17 protein-coding genes are annotated in these 16,799 nt (G+C 72.4%); 9 read left to right on the top strand and 8 right to left on the bottom strand.

The window, feature by feature from the left end; translation table 11 throughout:
• The first annotated feature begins 565 nt into the window (after positions 1 to 565).
• Positions 566 to 1,354 carry an ErmE/ErmH/ErmO/ErmR family 23S rRNA (adenine(2058)-N(6))-methyltransferase gene (erm, locus tag EV371_RS16910; protein ID WP_349337512.1) on the top strand — a complete coding sequence of 263 codons (789 nt, stop codon included), beginning with the start codon at positions 566 to 568 and terminating at the stop codon, positions 1,352 to 1,354.
• Between the two features lie 128 nt (positions 1,355 to 1,482).
• Here erm and EV371_RS16915 read toward each other — a convergent pair whose 3' ends face one another.
• Positions 1,483 to 2,523, bottom strand: coding sequence for a hypothetical protein (locus tag EV371_RS16915; protein WP_130462890.1), 1,041 nt, complete (start codon positions 2,521 to 2,523; stop codon positions 1,483 to 1,485).
• 225 nt (positions 2,524 to 2,748) lie between these two features.
• Here EV371_RS16915 and EV371_RS16920 point away from each other — a divergent pair, with 225 nt between their 5' ends.
• Positions 2,749 to 4,470: a glycoside hydrolase domain-containing protein gene (locus tag EV371_RS16920; protein ID WP_130462891.1), complete on the top strand. Its 1,722-nt coding sequence runs from the start codon at positions 2,749 to 2,751 to the stop codon at positions 4,468 to 4,470.
• A 54-nt stretch (positions 4,471 to 4,524) separates the two neighbouring features.
• Here EV371_RS16920 and EV371_RS16925 read toward each other — a convergent pair whose 3' ends face one another.
• Positions 4,525 to 5,604, bottom strand: a complete 1,080-nt coding sequence (locus EV371_RS16925) for an NAD-dependent epimerase/dehydratase family protein (RefSeq protein WP_349337514.1) — start codon at positions 5,602 to 5,604, stop codon at positions 4,525 to 4,527.
• 367 nt (positions 5,605 to 5,971) lie between these two features.
• Between EV371_RS16925 and EV371_RS16930 the strand changes: the two genes are divergently transcribed.
• The gene (locus tag EV371_RS16930) at positions 5,972 to 7,702 is read left to right on the top strand and encodes a cellulose binding domain-containing protein (protein ID WP_130462893.1); all 1,731 of its coding nucleotides are present in this window, start codon (positions 5,972 to 5,974) and stop codon (positions 7,700 to 7,702) included.
• Between the two features lie 97 nt (positions 7,703 to 7,799).
• Here EV371_RS16930 and EV371_RS16935 read toward each other — a convergent pair whose 3' ends face one another.
• Positions 7,800 to 8,468 (bottom strand): YceI family protein, encoded by a 669-nt coding sequence (locus EV371_RS16935; protein ID WP_130465988.1) that lies wholly within the window; start codon positions 8,466 to 8,468, stop codon positions 7,800 to 7,802.
• Positions 8,469 to 8,785: 317 nt separating this feature from the next.
• On the opposite strand from EV371_RS16935, the gene EV371_RS16940 reads away from it, so the two are divergent.
• The 5 genes from EV371_RS16940 (at position 8,786) to EV371_RS16960 (ending at position 13,528) form a co-directional block, all read left to right on the top strand.
• Positions 8,786 to 9,802, top strand: a complete 1,017-nt coding sequence (locus EV371_RS16940) for an ABC transporter ATP-binding protein (RefSeq protein WP_486484654.1) — start codon at positions 8,786 to 8,788, stop codon at positions 9,800 to 9,802.
• Positions 9,799 to 10,635 carry an ABC transporter permease gene (locus tag EV371_RS16945; RefSeq protein WP_130462894.1) on the top strand — a complete coding sequence of 279 codons (837 nt, stop codon included), beginning with the start codon at positions 9,799 to 9,801 and terminating at the stop codon, positions 10,633 to 10,635. The genes EV371_RS16940 and EV371_RS16945 overlap by 4 nt, the downstream gene beginning before the upstream one ends.
• A gap of 25 nt (positions 10,636 to 10,660) precedes the next feature.
• Positions 10,661 to 12,118: a histidine kinase gene (locus EV371_RS16950; RefSeq protein ID WP_130462895.1), complete on the top strand. Its 1,458-nt coding sequence runs from the start codon at positions 10,661 to 10,663 to the stop codon at positions 12,116 to 12,118.
• Complete coding sequence (locus tag EV371_RS16955) at positions 12,115 to 12,792, top strand: response regulator transcription factor (protein WP_130462896.1); 678 nt, start codon at positions 12,115 to 12,117, stop codon at positions 12,790 to 12,792. Before EV371_RS16950 ends, EV371_RS16955 begins: the two co-directional genes overlap by 4 nt.
• Before the next feature lie 262 nt (positions 12,793 to 13,054).
• Positions 13,055 to 13,528 carry a MarR family transcriptional regulator gene (locus tag EV371_RS16960; RefSeq protein ID WP_130462897.1) on the top strand — a complete coding sequence of 158 codons (474 nt, stop codon included), beginning with the start codon at positions 13,055 to 13,057 and terminating at the stop codon, positions 13,526 to 13,528.
• Positions 13,529 to 13,575: 47 nt separating this feature from the next.
• Here the strand turns inward: EV371_RS16960 and EV371_RS16965 are convergent, their stop codons facing one another.
• The 5 genes from EV371_RS16965 to EV371_RS16985 are packed head-to-tail and all read right to left on the bottom strand — an operon-like array spanning position 13,576 to position 15,956.
• Positions 13,576 to 14,178: a hypothetical protein gene (locus EV371_RS16965; protein WP_130462898.1), complete on the bottom strand. Its 603-nt coding sequence runs from the start codon at positions 14,176 to 14,178 to the stop codon at positions 13,576 to 13,578.
• 22 nt (positions 14,179 to 14,200) lie between these two features.
• Entirely contained in the window at positions 14,201 to 14,752 is a 552-nt protein-coding gene (locus EV371_RS16970; RefSeq protein ID WP_130462899.1) for a hypothetical protein, read from the bottom strand.
• A 1-nt stretch (position 14,753) separates the two neighbouring features.
• Positions 14,754 to 15,221, bottom strand: a complete 468-nt coding sequence (locus EV371_RS16975) for a hypothetical protein (RefSeq protein WP_130462900.1) — start codon at positions 15,219 to 15,221, stop codon at positions 14,754 to 14,756.
• Positions 15,218 to 15,715 (bottom strand): Asp23/Gls24 family envelope stress response protein, encoded by a 498-nt coding sequence (locus tag EV371_RS16980; RefSeq protein ID WP_130462901.1) that lies wholly within the window; start codon positions 15,713 to 15,715, stop codon positions 15,218 to 15,220. Before EV371_RS16980 ends, EV371_RS16975 begins: the two co-directional genes overlap by 4 nt.
• A 52-nt stretch (positions 15,716 to 15,767) precedes the next feature.
• Complete coding sequence (locus EV371_RS16985) at positions 15,768 to 15,956, bottom strand: hypothetical protein (RefSeq protein ID WP_130462902.1); 189 nt, start codon at positions 15,954 to 15,956, stop codon at positions 15,768 to 15,770.
• 146 nt (positions 15,957 to 16,102) lie between these two features.
• Here EV371_RS16985 and EV371_RS16990 point away from each other — a divergent pair, with 146 nt between their 5' ends.
• Positions 16,103 to 16,699: an MBL fold metallo-hydrolase gene (locus tag EV371_RS16990; RefSeq protein ID WP_130462903.1), complete on the top strand. Its 597-nt coding sequence runs from the start codon at positions 16,103 to 16,105 to the stop codon at positions 16,697 to 16,699.
• The last annotated feature ends 100 nt before the right edge of the window (positions 16,700 to 16,799 follow it).

The raw sequence follows: 16,799 nt of genomic DNA on the forward strand, positions 1-16,799 counted from the left end.
TCTGGCACCTTCCACGCCCTGATCCGCGGGTCCCTGACCGGGACGTGCACCGCTGGTCGGGCGATTCAGCTCCTGCACCGCGACCGGCCCCGGCACCGCGCCCTGGCCGGCTGAGCACGGGAGAAGCATCGGGGTTCGACCATCGCCGCCGCTGACGCGGCAGCCAGCCCACCGTCGCCTACGTCGACGGTGACCGTCGGTCGAATCCCAGCCCCGTCCATCGGCGGCGCGCCGCGCCGTGCCCTCCACCTGGCCGCCCGACGTACGGCGTCGGTTGCGCCCGGTGCGGGGCACCCGCGTCGACGATTCGCGACACCGCTCGCGTCGACGACGCCCGAGCGCGAGCCGCCGAAACCCTCCGCACGCCCAGGGTCACCCGAGTCCTGATCCATCCGAGGACAGGCCGTGGGCGCCGTGCGCCCGCCTGTCCCAAAAACCGGCCCGGAGCGCCCGGGCGGAGGACACGGCTGTGCCACATCACCATCCGAATCGAAAGAACCGTCCGCACGCCCGTGCGGCGAGTCTGCCGGTCCGCCGGCAACCTGACCGACCCGGCAGGACGAGAGTGCCGCGTACCGGGCAGGACCGGTCGCGCCGGGTGCTCGGGCAGAACTTCCTGCGCGACGAGCGGACCATCGGGCAGATCGTCACCTCGGCCCGCCTCGACCCGGCCGGGCTCGTCCTGGAGGTCGGTGCCGGGCAGGGAGCGCTGACCAGGGAACTGGTCCGGCGGTGCCGGCGGGTCGTCGCGTACGAGATCGACCCGGGGCTGGTCGCCGGGCTCGGCGAGGAGTTCCGGTCGGAGCCCGGACTCCGGCTCGTGCACGGCGACTTCGTCGCTGCCCGGCCACCCGCCGAGCCGTTCGCGGTGGTCGGCAACATCCCGTACGCCTCGACGAGCCGGATCGTCGACTGGTGCCTGGACGCCCCGCAGTTGACCACCGCCACCCTGGTCACCCAGCTCGAGTACGCCCGCAAGCGCTGCGGCGACTACGGCCGGTGGACGCTGCGGACGGTGCAGACCTGGCCGTGGATGAACTGGCGGCTGGCCGGCCGGATCCCCCGGGAGCGGTTCCGGCCGATGCCTCGGGTGGACTCCGGCATCCTGCGGCTGGAACGCCGGGCGGTGGAGCTGCTGCCGGCGCGGCAACTCGCCGACTACGAGCGGTTCGTCGGGCTCGGCTTCAGCGGGGTGGGCGGCTCGCTGCGGGCCTCGCTGCATCGCGGCTATCCGGCCCGCCGGGTCGACGCCGCGCTGCGGGCCAACCGGGTGCCGGCCGACACGCTGGTCGGGTACGTCTGGCCCGAGCAGTGGATCTCGTTGTTCCAGGCGCTCCATCGGAGCCGGCGGTGAGGTGATGGTCGGCCGGACGGCGTACCTCGACGGCCGCGCTCCGCCGATTCGTCACCACCCGGTCCTCCCGGCGCGGTCGGTGGTCCGCCGACCGCGCCGGTCGCCGGCCGGGCTGTGGGCCGCGGCCGTCAGTAGGCGATGAAGCCGTACAGGGCCAGGTGGTTCGATCTGGTGCCGGCCACGGTGTGGTCGACGGCCGACGGCTGCACGGTACCCCGGACGAAGAGATAGTCGATCTTGCTGGAGCCGTGCGTGGGCCGGGATCCGTAGCCGGTCATGCCGAAGCCGCTCAGGGTGGACGCCGGAATGCCGGTACGGTTCGCGTCGATGCCGACCACCCGGATCGTCGAGGCGTTCATCAGGCTGGTGGCGTCCGCCCCGATGTGTATGCCGGTGCCGCCGATCCCGGTGTAGCCCGCCCCGGCGCAGGCGTTCTGCCGGTTCTCCTGTGGCAGGTGCATGGTGGCGGCGAAGACGGTGGTGCCGGTCGCCTTGATGGTGAACCTCGCCGCGATGGCGCTGGTCCGCTTCCACTTGTAGTAGTCGGTCGTGTCCGGGTCGCTGTTCGGCGGCTTGTACAGCGTGCACCCGGCGCCGTTGGCGTACGCCGTCCCGGGGCGCAACCAGCCGGCGGACCAATACTTGGAGACGTCTCCGGAGGCGAGGCTGAGGGTCCGGGTGTTGTAGAGGATGCCGTTTGTCTGCTTCTTCTTCAGGTCACCGAGCGACTGCGAGCTGCACTTGTGGGTGCTGCCCCACGGCTCCGGGTCGCTCCAGGCCACGATCGCCCGGTAGGTGCCCGCCGGATAGCCGAACTTCGCCGAGAGTTGGTCGGCGTACGCCTCGGCCTGCCCGGTGCCCCGGACCTGTTGCACGATCAGCAGGTCCGGGGCCAGCACACCGGCGGTACCCGTCCGGCCGCTGTCGTCGACGAGTATCGAGGTGAGGTGGTTCGGGCCGGAGATCCGGGTGCAGGTCCCGTCGGCGTTGTTCACGACGAGGTTCTCGATGTTGTTGTTGTAGACCCGCAGAATCCGCGACGCCAGCACGGCGGTGTCGCCCGCCGTCTCGGTGCCGGCCGATGCGACCGAGGCGGGGATCGTGACCAGCGCGACGGCGGTGAGCAGGGCGGTGACGGTCCGGGGCGACCGACGTATGGGAGGCGTCAAGGCGAGCTCCTGGCGGGGGAGGGTCCGACGAGTGCCGGTGGTGTGCGCGCACTCTATCGGTCGTGGACGGTGATGGCGACGAATGTGCCGGCGGCGGTCGACGGCGGACAACACGACCTTCGGACCGACCGGACGGCGCGTGCCCCGGCTAGCGGCCGGCGTCGATATCTGGTAGGAATTCTCCAAATATCACGGCTGCGGGTAAGAATTTTTCCAGGAGGCTCGATGAAGAGAACCATGGCGGGCCTGACCGGCCTCGCCGCCGTGGTGGCCGGCTCGACGCTGGCGGTCATGCCGGCCCGGGCCGGCATGACCGCCGAACCGGTCGCGCCGGAGGGCAGCCGCACCGTGAGCTACCAGGGCTACCGGGTTGCCGTGCCGGAGGACTGGCAGGTCGTCGACCTAGCCGCCCGACCACACGCCTGCGTCCGGTTCGACCGCCCCACGGTCTACCTCGGCCACCCGGGTGACCAGTCCGAGTGCCCGTCCCGACTCGTCGGGCGGAGCGCCGGCCTGCTCCTCGAACCGATCGACGCCCGCTCCGCGGACCGGCTGCCGGACGGCGCCGCCACCACGGCGCCCGGCGCGGCGACGGCGGCCGCGGTGCCCTCCGGGGACGACGAGATCCGGGTCGCGGTCCGGGACGCGGGCGTACTCGTCACGGCCGTGCACACGCCGTCGACCGAGGGCCTCGTCCGGAAGGTCCTCGGCACCGCGTCCCTCGGCCCGGACGCGGTGCCGCTGTCGCGGTCCGCCCTCGACTCGCTGACCCGCCCCGCCGCCCCGGCCGCCCCACTGGCGGCGGCCGGCCCGCAACCCGGCACCTACCTCGGCCGCGGCTTCGACACCTGCACCGCCCCGTCCCAGTCGGCCATGAACACCTGGCGGGCCAGTTCGCCGTACCGGGCGATCGGGATCTACATCAGCGGGGCCAGCCGCTCGTGCTCCCAGTCCAACCTGACCGCGACCTGGGTGACCAACCAGACCAACAACGGTTGGCACCTGATTCCCATCGAACTCGACCGCCAGGCGCCCTGCGGCACCCGGACACCGAAGATGTCCAGCGACCCGGCCACGGCGCGCTCCCAGGGGGCCAGCCGGGCGACCAGCGCGGTGAACGCCGCGAAGGCCCTCGGCATCCTCGCCGGCAGCACGATCTACAACGACATCGAGCACTACCCGTCGAACGCGTCGTGCCGGGCCGCCGTGCTGTCGTACCTGTCCGGCTGGACGGAACGGCTGCACGCGCTCGGCTACCTCTCGGGGATGTACTCCAGCGGCTCGTCCGGGGTGGCGGACCTGTGCAGCGCGTACGACGACCCCGCCTACACCCGGGTGGACCACCTCTGGTTCGCCTGGTGGAACGGTGTGGCGAACCTCGACACCGGCCCGTACTGCCCGGCCGAGTACTACGCCGACCACCAACGGCTGCACCAGTACGCCGGCAACGTCAACGAGACCTGGGGCGGCGTACAGATCCACATCGACCGCAACTACCTCGACGTCTCTCCCAACCGTGGTGGGGAACCACCGCCGGTCTGGAGCAGCATCGTCGACAACGGCACCGCCGGCCGGTTCACCGCCAGTGCCAACTGGGGAACGTCCGCCTACTCCGGCCAGCGCTACGGTGACGACTACCGCTTCGCCGAACCGGTCCTGGCCAGCGACGTGGCCTGGTACCGGGTGAACGTCCCGGAGACGGCCAACTACGAGGTCTCGGTCTGGTACGCGGCCAACCCGGACTACAACGATTCCACCCCGTTCATCGTGGCCACCACCAGCGGCAACCAGACGGTACGGGTCAACCAGCGCCTGACCGGTGGTCAGTGGGTGTCGCTCGGTGTCTTCGCGCTCGCCGCCGGTGACGCGGACCGGATCGGGGTGAGCCGGTGGACCACCGGCACCGGCTACGTCATCGCCGACGCCGTCCGGGTCACCCGGTTCTGACAGCGCCGTCGTGCCGTCCCGGCGGGCCGGGTCTCCCGGTCCCGCCGGGTTCGGTCAGGGGCGCTCGCCCACGCCGGTTCCGGCCTCGGCCAGCCGGCCACCGCGCAGCCGGGACGCCAACGGGGCGGTCGGCATCCCGGCGGCGGTGCGCAGTCCGTGCAGGAACTCCTCGATCGCCTCCCGGGCGCTGTACCGGGGTGTCCAGCCGAGTTCCGTGCTGGCCCGGGTGGTGTCCATCACCGGCACCCGGAGCACCGCGTCGAGCAGGTCCGGTGAGGCCGGCACCAGGTGCAGGTGCCAGGCGAGCGCGAGTGCGGCCCGGACCGGCCCGGACGGCAGCCGTACCGGTCGGGCCCGCAGGACGTCGGCGAGTAGGCGCCCGTCGACGACCGGCTCGGCGGCGACGTTGAACGCGCCGCGCACGTCGCGGAGCACCGCCAGCCGGTACGCCTCGGCGGCGTCCGCCGAGTGCAGGGCCTGGAAGCGCAGGCCGGGCAGGTCGGGGAGGACCGGTACGATCCCCGGTCGCACCAGCCGGCCCGGCAGGAGCGGCCCGGTGAAGAGGCGACGCTGCTGGCTGGCGGCTTCCCGTTTGAAGATGAACCCGGGACGCAGCCGGACCACCCGCGTCTGTGGATACCGCTGCTCGAAGGCGTCGAGGACACGTTCCAGGTACGCCTTCTCCCGGGTGTACCCGGCGGTCGGCCAGCCGTCGGTCGGCCACCCCTCGTCCACCGGCCGGTCCTTCGGTCCGGGCGAGTACGCGCCGACCGACGAGGCGTACACCAGCGCCGGTACGCCGGCCCGGGCCGCCGCCGCGAAGACCCGCCGGCCACCGACGGCGTTGACCCGCCAGGTGGTGAGTGGCCGGTGGGTGGGCTGGAAGAGCCAGGCGAGGTGGACCACGACGTCGGCGCCGTCGAAGATCTCGACCAGGTCGGCGGCGACGATGTCCGCCTCGACCCACTCGGTCTTCGGTGGCCGCCACCGCGGTGGCCGCCGGGCCACTCCGACGATCGTGCCGATCGCCGGATCCCGGCCGAGCGTCTCGACGAGGCTCGTCCCGACGTTGCCGGTCGCACCTACCACCACCACCCGCAGCCCGGCGCCGGTGCCACCCGCTGTCGGCCTCACCGGTCGGCCCCGGTTGCCCGGTCGGGACGACCACCGACGATCCCTCGAACGCTCATGGCGGTAGCCGTTCCCCCCGATCGCGCCGTTAAACGCCGGTCGGGCGGGCATCGGAACCTACCTGCGTGAATGCGCTTGCCGCCGGGGTCGGTTGATACGCGTTGACAGTATCGACCCGGACAGTAACATAGATGCTAATCAATCGATGGTGTTACTCAGGCACCCCGCCGGGTCCCGCCCCGGCCGCTTCGGTGGCCGGTGCGGCTCACGCCCGCCCCCGGGCGGGTAGCCCGGTCCCCGCCGTCCGGTCCATCGCCTGCCGGGAGCCACGGTCCCGTCGATTCACCCACCATCGTTCGGAGGGCCAGCAATGCGCCTACATCGTCCCCGGTCCCGGCTCTGGTCGGCCGTGACCATGGCAGCCGTGGTCGCCGCCAGCGGAGCGGCAGTCGTCATCGCCGGACCAGCGGTGGCCGCCGCCGGCTGCGGCGTCACCTACACGGTCAGCACCCAATGGCAGGGCGGTTTCACCGCGGCGGTGACCATCACCAACGTCGGCGACCCGATCAGCTCCTGGACGCTCACCTGGAGCTACGACGCCGGCCAACGAGTGACCCAGGCATGGAACTCCACCGTGTCGCAGAGCGGCAGCCAGGTCACTGCCCGTAACGCCAGCTACAACGGAAGCATTGCCACCGGAGCCAGCGCCTCGTTCGGCTTCAACGGATCCTGGAACGGCAGCAACCCCGCGCCGACCAGCTTCGCGGTGAACGGCACCGCCTGCACCGGGGCGCCCGGCCCCACCACCGGCCCCCCCACCACCGGACCGACGTCGCCGCCCACCGTGCCGCCGACCTCGGCACCGCCCGGCAACCCGACCTGGGGCGCCGGGCTGCCACCGGCGGGTGCCGAGACCAGCCGGGCGTACGACCTGATCGCCACCGCCAGCGACAAGGGCTACCAGCCACGGTCCGGGGAGTGCTCGGTCGAGGTCCACGCCCGCTACTGGACGTACGGGCCTGACGGCAAGGTCTACCCGACCTGGCACCCGACCCGGGACCCCAGCGGTTGCACCTTCGGCCACGAACACGGCGACGACCCCAGGCCGTCGGACCTGTACAGCACCGCCGGCTGGCCCGCCTTCGGCTACACCAGCGAAGTGATGATGGAGAACATGGCGGAGCAGAGCCACCGGCACGAGGACCACGTCGGGCACAAGGTGCTGACGGTCAACAACGTCAACGTGATCCAGGGTGACAACGGCACCAGCTTCTTCCCGCCACAGGGGACGACCATCGCCGTCTGCGACGTACTGCTCAAGTTCCACCAGGGCACCCACTCGCCGGACGCGTTCACCAACAACATCCACGAGTTGATCTTCAACCAGCGCTGCACCGCGAGCAACGGCGGCCAGGTCACCGAGGCCCGGTTCAGCGCGCTGATCCCGCTCGGGCGGGCCGGCGGATTCAGCCCCAGCGAGTGCCCGGGCTTCGGCGGCGCGTTCATCAACGTCGGACCCCCGGTGCCGGCGGACTCGCCGTCGGAGACCAGGTCGCTGGGTCGGCTGATCACCGAGCCGGGCTGCATCCAGGCGATCCGGGAAGGGCGTACCCACAACGACCCGCTCTACCCCAACCCGGTGCCGTTCACGGTCTCCGACATGGACGACTTCTGGTTCTCCGACTTCCAGATCACTGGTTCCGGACTGAGCTTCCGCCTGGCGCCGCTGTTCTACGTGGTCAACCCGTCCCGGTACTACGACCCGAGCAAGCCGAACAACCTGGGTCGAATCGTGGACCTGTGCTACACGAACCTCGCCGGTGGCGACTACTGCAACCAGGCCCGCCAGGCCGGGCAGAACCTCGCCTGGGACGACCCGCGCTCGCCGTTCAAGGGCACCCTGCGGGAGTTCCGGCCGGGTACCTTCTCGATGCAGAACAGCGGCTCGACCACGGTCTACACCGACGTCTACGGCCGCAACGCCTCCAGCACGCCGTTCGCCGGCTCGATCCGGCAGTACTTCTCCGGTAACCAGTCGACCATGTACGTCCGCGGTGCCACCAGGGACTACGCCGGCAACGGCGTACACGCCCCGAACTGACCCCACCCGATTGCCGGGCCCGTGGCGGAAGCCCTCCGTCGCGGGCCCGGCCCGGGTCGGCCGGTGCCTCGGCGACGGCCACCCCCGGCAGGTCGGGTCAGGATTGCCGGATCGCCTCACCGGCGATCTCGATCCGCACGCTCCTGCCGACCAGCACCCCGCCAGTCTCCAGCGCCACGTTCCAGACCAGCCCGTACTCCTCGCGCTCGATCTCGGCGGTCGCGCTGAACCCGAAGATGTCCTGGCCGTACGGGTCGCGCCGGGCGCCACCGAACTCCACCTGGAGGTCGACGGGTCGGGTGACCCCCTTGATGGTCAACTCCCCGGTGAGCACGAACCGTCCGGACGTCCGGTCCGCCTGTTCCGGTACGGCGACCCCGCCCCGTCGCCCCGGGCGCTGGCTCCGCAACCGTGCCCAGTAGAAGATGGAGTCGTTCCGGTCCGGTTGCCACCTGATCCCGGTACTGCGGTATTCGAGCGTGGGGAACCGCTCCACGTCGAGGAAGTCGGCGCTGCTCAGGTGCACGTCCCGTTCCGCGCTGCCGGTGCCGATGCTGGCCGCCCGGATCGTCGCGGTCACCGAGGAGTCCAACGGGTCCGGCTCCACGAGTATCCGCGCGGTCGCCTCGGCGAACTCGCCACGTACCGGGCTCACCATCATGTGCCGGGCGAGGAAACCGACCCGCTTGTGCGCGGGATCGAGGAGGTAGCTGCCGGGCGCCGGTATCGTCATGCCCTGCCAGGAGCGTGTGGCGGAACCGGTCATCATGCTGCTTCCCCCCGGAAACGACTGCCGTTCGGCGCGGTGATCTTGGTGCGTACCGATTCCACAGGGTAGTCAGAGGAGCTCTGGAATGCCTCTGACCTGGGCGGCGCCCGTGAGGATCATCACTTTCCGTAGGCAGAATCGCCGCGCCGGCCGTGACCGGTCCGGCACGGGTGGTCCCGGCGGCCCGGGGGGTCCCGGCAGTGGCGTGCGGGCGACAGAGCTGACATTTGTCACCGGGGTGCCGGGGCACCCCGCACGGAAACCGGTGAGCGGTGGCACTGCCGCCGACGACCGGTGGCCCGAACAATCGAGGCATGAACCAGACGATGACGGCTGGCGACCCGCGGCTCGCACCGCCCGACGGCACCGTCGTCCAGGTCACCGACCTACGACGACGGTACGGCGGAAGCGGCGGCTTCGAGGCGGTGCGCGGGGTCTCCTTCTCGGTAGCCCAGGGCGAGCTGTTCGCGTTGCTCGGCACGAACGGTGCGGGTAAGACCTCCACGCTGGAGCTGGTCGAAGGGCTGGACAGGCCCAGCGGCGGCACGGTCCGGGTGTTCGGGCGGGATCCGTACCGGGACCGGGCGGCGGTGCGGCCGCGGACCGGGGTGATGCTCCAGGAGGGCGGCTTTCCGCCGGACCTGACCGTGGCGGAGACCGCCCGGATGTGGGCGGGTACGCTTCCGCACCCGCAACCGGTCGAGCGGGTACTGGAGCTGGTGGACCTGCGCCACCGGGCGCGTACCCAGGTCAAGCAGCTCTCCGGAGGCGAGCGGCGGCGGCTCGACCTGGCGATGGCGATCCTCGGCCGGCCGGACGTGCTCTTCCTCGACGAGCCGACCACCGGACTCGACCCGGAGAGCCGGCACAACACCTGGCAGCTGGTCAGAGCGCTGCTCGTCGACGGCATCACGGTACTGCTCACCACGCACTACCTGGAGGAGGCGGCGGAACTCGCCGACCGCCTGGCGATCATGCACCAGGGTCGGATCGTCGCCGCCGGTACCGTGGCCGAGGTGGTGGCCGCGCACCCGGCGCGGATCAGCTTCGTCCTGCCGGACGGGCTCGACCCGGCGGAGCTGCCGGCGCTGCCCGGATCCCAGCCGCCGCCGGCCAATGCGCCATCCGTGGCCGCCGGGCGGCTGACGCTCTACACCGACACGCTGCAACCCGCACTGACCACGCTGCTGGGCTGGGCCAACGGTCGCGGCCTCGACCTGACCGGGCTGGACGCCCGGTCGGCGTCGCTGGAGGAGGCATTTCTCGCGGTGGCGCAGTCCGGCGAGTCCATCCGGGAGTCCGGCGACTCAGTCCAGGAGGGGGTCCGATGACGGCACCGACGGAGGCGACCAGCGGCGGGCTCGTCCGGCGGCTCGGGCTCGGCCGGGTGAGTTTGCGCCGGATCGGCGCGCTCGGGCGGGCCGAACTGGTCCTGCTGCTGCGCAACAAGACCGCCGCGACGACCGCGCTGCTGCTGCCGCTGGCCACGGTGGCGCTCTTCGCGACCTTCCTCACCGGCGAGGGGCACGTCTCCACCGGAGCGCTGCTGGCCACCTCGATGTTCGGCTTCGTGCTGCTCTACGTCGTCTACTACAACCTGGTCACCACCTACGTGGCGCGGCGCGAGGAGGGGGTGCTGAAGCGGCTGCGTACCGGAGTCGTCACCGACGCCGAGATCCTGGTCGGTGCGGCGGTCCCCGCCCTGGTCCTGACCCTGGCGCAGGTGGTGCTCACCGTCGTCGCCGCGACCGTGTTCTTCGACCTTCCGGTGCCGGTCAACCTTCCGCTGCTGCTCGTCGCGCTCCTGGCCGGGTGTGTCGTCTTCGTCCTGCTCGCGGCGGCGTCGTCGGGCTTCACCAGAACAGTGGAGACCGCGCAGATCACCACGATGCCGGTGCTGATCCTGTCGATGATCGGATCAGGCTTCACCGGGCAGGTGGCCTCGCTGCCGGACGGGATCGCCAGGGTGTTCCAGATGCTGCCGCTGACTCCGGTGCTCGAACTGGTCCGGCTCGGCTGGCTCGGCACCACCGGCGCCGAGCCACCGAGTGACTTCGTCGGCGTACTGGCGCAGGCGGGGCGGCCGGCGCTGGTCGTACTGTTATGGGTCGCTGTCGGGGTCTGGGCCACCCGTCGCTGGTTCCGCTGGGACACCCGACGCTAGCCGACGGACGGATGGAGGGCCCGGGATGCGCGAGCTGATCGGCTGGTGGACCGGACGTGGCCAGCCCGAGCGGTTCGACCTGGTCACCCGGGCCACCCTCTACCTGGTGTTGGCTACCGAGCCGATCGCGCTGTTCAACGCGACCCGTGCGGGGTTGCCGGCGGCCGGCCAGATCGTGGTACCCGGGTTCGGCGCCGCGCACGCGGTGCTCTGCCTGCTCGCCGCACGGGCCGGGATCGAGCACTATCTCGGCCGCCGGGAGCGTCCCATCCGGCTGGTGATGGCGGCGGGGTGGCTGACCCTGGGCACGGTCGTCGCCGCCGGGCTCACCGACGCCCTGACCCGGACGCCGCCCAGTTCCGGCGGCCGGATGTTGCCGGTGGCGGCGCTGGCCTCGTGCTACTTCCTCGGTGCGCTCTGCACCGCGGTCCCGCCCCGGCACGCCGCTGGCGCGGCCGCCGGGTTGGCCGGCGTCGTCGGACTGGTCGGGCTGGTCCAGGGGGCGTCGGGGGGCGTCCTGTTCTCGTCGCTCTGGGCGCTGTGCTTCGGCTTCGTCGTGCTGTTCTGTACCTTCCGTTGCTCGCTGTGGATGCTCGCGGTGCTCTGGGAACTGGAGCGGTCCCGGGGCACCCAGGTCCGGCTGGCGGTGGCCGAGGAGCGGCTGCGGTTCGCCCGGGACCTGCACGACGTACTCGGCCGGAACCTGGCGGTGGTGGCGGTGAAGAGCGAACTCGCCGCGCAGCTGGCGAAGCGGGAGCGGCCCAGGGCCGTGCAGGAGATGCTCGAGGTACGCCGGATCGCGCAGGACTCGCTGACCGAGGTGCGGGAGGTCGTCCGGGGCTACCGCTCCGCCGACCTGGACGCGGAGCTGGCCGGCGCCCGCGCCGTGCTCGCTTCCGCGGGGGTGCGGTGCCGGGTGCTGGGGGCTGCGGCGGATCTGAGCCCGCAGGCGCAGAGCGCGCTCGGCTGGGTGGTCCGGGAGGGCACCACGAACGTGCTGCGACACAGCGAGGCGGCGACCTGCACGGTCTCGGTACGGCGGGGGCCAGCGGCGGCCGACCCGTCCGGAACCGGGTCGGGGCACGACTCCTCCCGCTACGCGGCGGACCCATCCGACGGCGGGTGCCTGGTGACGCTGGTGATGGAGAACGACGGTGTCCGCTCCGGCGGCCGGCCCGTCTTCGGCAGCGGCCTACTCGGGCTCAGCGAGCGGCTGGCGCCGCTCGGCGGCCGGGTGACCACCAGCCGACCGGGCCGGGACCGGTTTCGGCTGACCGCACAGCTGCCGCTGACCCCGACGTCGTCGCCCTCCGACGAGGCGTCGCCCTCCGACGAGGCGTCGCCTGCCGGGGAGCCGCCTGTCGGAGTTCCGGCAGCCGAGGTGGCAGCTGCTGAGGTGGCACCTGCTGAGGTGGCGTCGGTCGAGGCGTCGCCTGGCGACGTGTCGTCCGGCTCCGCCCCGGCGCAGCGGAGCCGCTCGTGACCCGCCGGCCCGGACCGCCGGGGCCGGCCGCCGGGGGCGGCGGGCGGGCCGAAGCCGGCTCGCCGGAGCCGATCCGGATCCTGCTCGCCGAGGACGAGCACCTGATCCGGGGCGCGCTGACCGCGCTGCTCGGGCTGCACGACGACCTGGTGGTGATCGGTGAGGCGGCGACCGGCACCCAGGCGCTGTCGCTGGCCCGGGCGCTGCGGCCCGACGTGGCAATGCTCGACCTGCAGATGCCGGAGTTGGACGGCATCGCGGTCGCCGAGGCGATCCGGGCCGAGGTGCCGGGCTGCCAGACGATGATCGTCACCAGCCACGGCCGGCCCGGACATCTCAAGCGGGCGCTCTCGGCCGGGGTACGGGGCTTCCTGCCGAAGACCGTCTCCGCCGAGGTGCTCGCCGACGTGGTACGCAGCGTCCACGGCGGCGGCCGGTACGTCGATCCTCAGCTCGCGGCCGAGGCGATCAGTGCCGGCGACAGCCCGTTCACCCCGCGCGAGGCCGACGTGCTGGAGCTGGCGGCGGACGGCGCGCCGATCGAGGAAATCGCCCAGCGCATCTCGCTGTCGCCGGGGACCGTGCGCAACTACCTCTCGGCGGCGGCCGGCAAGGTCGGTGCCGCCAACCGGCACGAGGCGGTGGCGATCGCCCGCCGGTACGGCTGGCTCTGACCGCCACCTCCGGTCCACCGTGCCCCGACCCGCCCTGCCCTGACGGTTGCTCGGCCCGCCCCAACCGTCGAATGCCGGCGTGCCGGGCGTGGGGGACGGCCCGGGCAGTGCCGCCGGCCGGTGGGGGACGGCCCGGGCAGTGCCGCCGATCAGCGCGCCCAGGGCAGCTCGGTTACCACGATCATGACGTTCCCCCTTAGTCAAGCTGCTTGACTTGCGAGCCAAAGTAAAGCGACTTGACTCGCTTGTGTCACGATGAGGTATGACCACAGACGACCCCCTGGCCCGTACCGAGCTGACCTTCCTGCTCGGGATGGGTTTCCAGCTGGTGCTCGCCGAGTTCGTCCGGCGGGTGGCCGAGGCCGGCTACCCGGATCTGCGTCCGGTGCACGGGCTGGCGTTCCAGGTGCTGCGCGACGGCGGCGTCACCGGTACCGAGCTGGCGGAACGGCTCGGCGTGACCAAGCAGGCGGCCGGACAACTCGTCGACGACCTCGAGCGGCGCGGCTACCTGCGCCGCCAGCCGCATCCCGGTGGCGGGCGGCGCCGGCTGATCGTGCTGACCGAGCGCGCCGTCGAGCACCTCGCGACGGCCGGCCGGGTGCTGCACACCCTGGAGGCCGAACTCGCCGCCGGGGTCGGAGCCGGCGACCTGGCGGTGCTGCGTACCGAGCTGAGTCGGTTGATCCGGCATCTGGCCGGGGACTCGCCACCGCCGCTGCGCCCGCTCTGGTAGCCGGCGGGCTCGGCCCGGCTCTGGTAGCCGGCCGGCTTGCTCCGGGTTCAGTGCACCCGGACCGGATCGGCGGCGTCGATCCGGGCGGTCACCTCCAGCCGGCGCGGCACCAGCCCGGTGGTGGTCCGGAACCGCTCGACCGCGGCCGCCACATGTTCCCGGACGGTGGCCAGCCCGGCCCGGGAGGTGAGTTGCAGCTCGATCCAGAGTTCCGGCCGGGGCGCCGTGCCGGCGAGCGTGACCGAGGCCCGGCGGACCTGCGGATCCCGGGCGAGATCACGTTCGAGGCCACGGGCCAGCCGGGCACCCCGGACGCGGGTGGCGCCGGGCAGCGCCGGCCCGGCGGCCGCGGTCTGACCGGTGACGGACCGCAGGTCGAGTTCGCCCAACACCGGGTACCGGCGGGCCCGGAGCACCCGGCCGAGCAGTCTCGACCCCAGCCAGGCGACGAGGATTCCGAGTACGCCGAGGATGACCAGCCCCCACGGGTCGAGGTCGCGCCAGGTGCGCAGCAGACCCGACCAGAGCAGCGGTGCCTCGTTCTCCACCCCGGCCAGGTGCCCGAGGCTGGCTATCAGCCCCACCACCCCGATGGCGGTGAGAGCCAGGCCGACCGCCGTCCACAGCACCCGGATCGCGCTGTTCGTCATGCCGGCCCCCCGCGCTGCCGCATCAGCGCTCCACCCGGGGCACGTCGGTCCGTGGCCGGCTGCCCGACGGGACCATCTCCACTCCGACATGGTCGTGCAGCGAGGCGCCCAGGCGTTCCAACTCCCGCCGGACCGTGAACTCCACCGCCATGCTGACCGAGGTGTCGCCGACCGCCCGGATCCGGGTACGCCAGCCGAAGCCCTCGCGGCGGACCCGGGCACTCGCCGACTCGACGCCGGGTACGGCGTTCGCCGCCGTCGCCAACTGCCGTTCCACCGACCGGCGTTGCAGGTGCCAGCCGTCGGCCAGCCGAGTGGGCAGCCGGTCGGGTTTCCAGCGGACCAACTGTCCCCACAGGATCAGCAGGCCGGCCACACCGGTGGCGACCAACCCGGTCCGTACCCAGGGATCCTCCAGGCGGGTACCGGTCAGCGTGCGGTACCAGCCCGCCCGGTCGACGACCACCGATCCGCGGTCCAGGGCCACCGCGAGGACCTCCACGATCAGCAGCAGTCCGCCGCCCAGCAGCGCGCAGCCGAGCAGCAGGGCGGCCAGCCGGTTGACCAGGCGCATCTCAGGTGCCGTCCACCGGGACCGGCAGGTCGATGTCCTCGACCACCACCTCCACCGGCGGCCGCACACCGAAGGTGGACAGTACGTCGTGGACCGCCGCCCGGATCTGCGCGGCCACCGCGCCGATCGGCACCGGGCCGACCTCGACGTGCACCTCGACCGGGTTCCCGAGCCGGATGCCGACGACCTTGCCGCCGGGGAACAGGGTGGCCACCTCCACGCGGGTGCCGGCGGTCAGCCCGGTCACCCCGGGAACCCCGAGTACCGCCTCCCGAACCCTTCCGGCGAGCGCGGCCGGGTCGGCTAGCGCGGCCGGGTCGGCGGCCACGGTCGGATGAGCGGTCTTGGCCGGGTCGGCGTCGGAAGGCCGACCGGCGCCCGCGGCCGGGGCGGCGGTGCTCCGGCCGTTGCGGCGGGTACCGCTGGGCGCGGCCCGGCCGGTGCCGCGCTTCGCCGCCCGGCTGGTCATCGCGCCCGCTGCTGCTGGCGGTCGTCGCCGTCCTGGTCCCCCTCGACGAAGACGTCGTCGATGTTGATGTTCACCTCGACCACCCTCAGGCCGGTCATCGCCTGTACCCGGTCGACGACGTTGCGGCGTACCGCCTCCGAGACGTCGACGATGCTCTGGCCGTAGAAGGTGACGATGTCCAGGTCGACGGCTGCCTCGCGCTCGCCGACCTCGACCGAGACGCCCTGCCGGATCGTCTCGGAGCCGCCCGGTACGAGGCCGCGGAGCTGCCCGACCCGCCGGGCCAGCCCGGCACCCATGGAGTGCACGCCCGGAATCTCCCGCGCCGCGAATCCGGCGATCTTGGCCACCACGCCCTCCGCGATGCGGGTCTTGCCGGACTCGGTGCTCAACTCCGCCCGGGCCGGTCCGCCGCCGTCCGCCGTCGCCATCGGGCCCGGGGCAGCTGTCCTGGGCCGGTTGTCGTTTCTGGTGGCGGTACCGCTGTCAGCCATCGCCTGTCCTCATCTCCTGCGGATCTCCGCTGAATCCGGGTGCGGGCACCGTTCAGCGCCGTCGGGACACACCGGCCCGGTCGGCCAGCCCGGCGACGTTGACATCGCCGTCGATCACCCGGACGGCCAGCCAGCCGACCAGGCCGGCGAGTACCGCACCCGCCGCCGCCCCGAAGCCGGCGACGGCCCAGACCGCCGCGACGAGGAAACCGGCGACGAAACCGAACTGCTGGCGCGACATGTGTTCCTCCCCGGCTGGGCGCGGCAGGTTGGCAGTGCTTACACGCTGGAGAAGAACTCGAACTCCACCGGCCGGAGAAGATATGTGATTTGTCTCACTTCTTCGCCGGATCATGGGCTGCCGAGGGCCGCGGGTACGGTGGCCGGGTGCGGCTCACCAAGTACACCCACGCCTGCATACGGCTCGAACACGACGGCAGGGTCCTGGTGATCGATCCCGGGGTCTGGACCGAGCCGGCAGCGCTGCGCGGCGCGGACGCGGTCCTTGTCACGCACGAGCACACCGATCACGTCGACGTGCGGAGGCTGGCCAATCTCGGTGTCCCGGTCTACGCCCCGGCCGGGGCGGCGATCCCCGACATCGACGTGCACCCCGTCGCGGCGGGGGAGGAGTTCGCCGCCGCCGGCCTGCGGGTACGCGCGTTCGGCGGTCGGCACGCCACCATCAGCGGGGGCCAGCCGGACTGCCCCAATCTGGGATACCTGGTCGAGGGGCGGGTCTACCACCCCGGCGACTCGGTACACCGCCCGGGGGTACCGGTGGAGACGCTGCTCGTACCGGTGCAGGGGTCGTGGCTGAAGACCGCCGAGGCGATCGACTTCGTCCGGGCGGTCGCCCCGGAACGTGCGTACGGCATCCACGACGCGCAGGTCAACGACCGAGGGCTCCGCAGCGTGCACGGGTGGCTCGCGGAGGAGGCCGGCGGCTGCTACCGCTGGCTCACCCCGGGCGAGACAGCCTGACGCGCCACCGCCGGCGCCAGCGCCCGGTCCCGGACCCCGGTCCTCGTCCGAATCCGGCTGACATGCGTCTCGATGCGCCCACCCCTCGCCGCCGGCCGGC

It is taken from the genome of Plantactinospora sp. CNZ321, assembly GCF_004217235.1.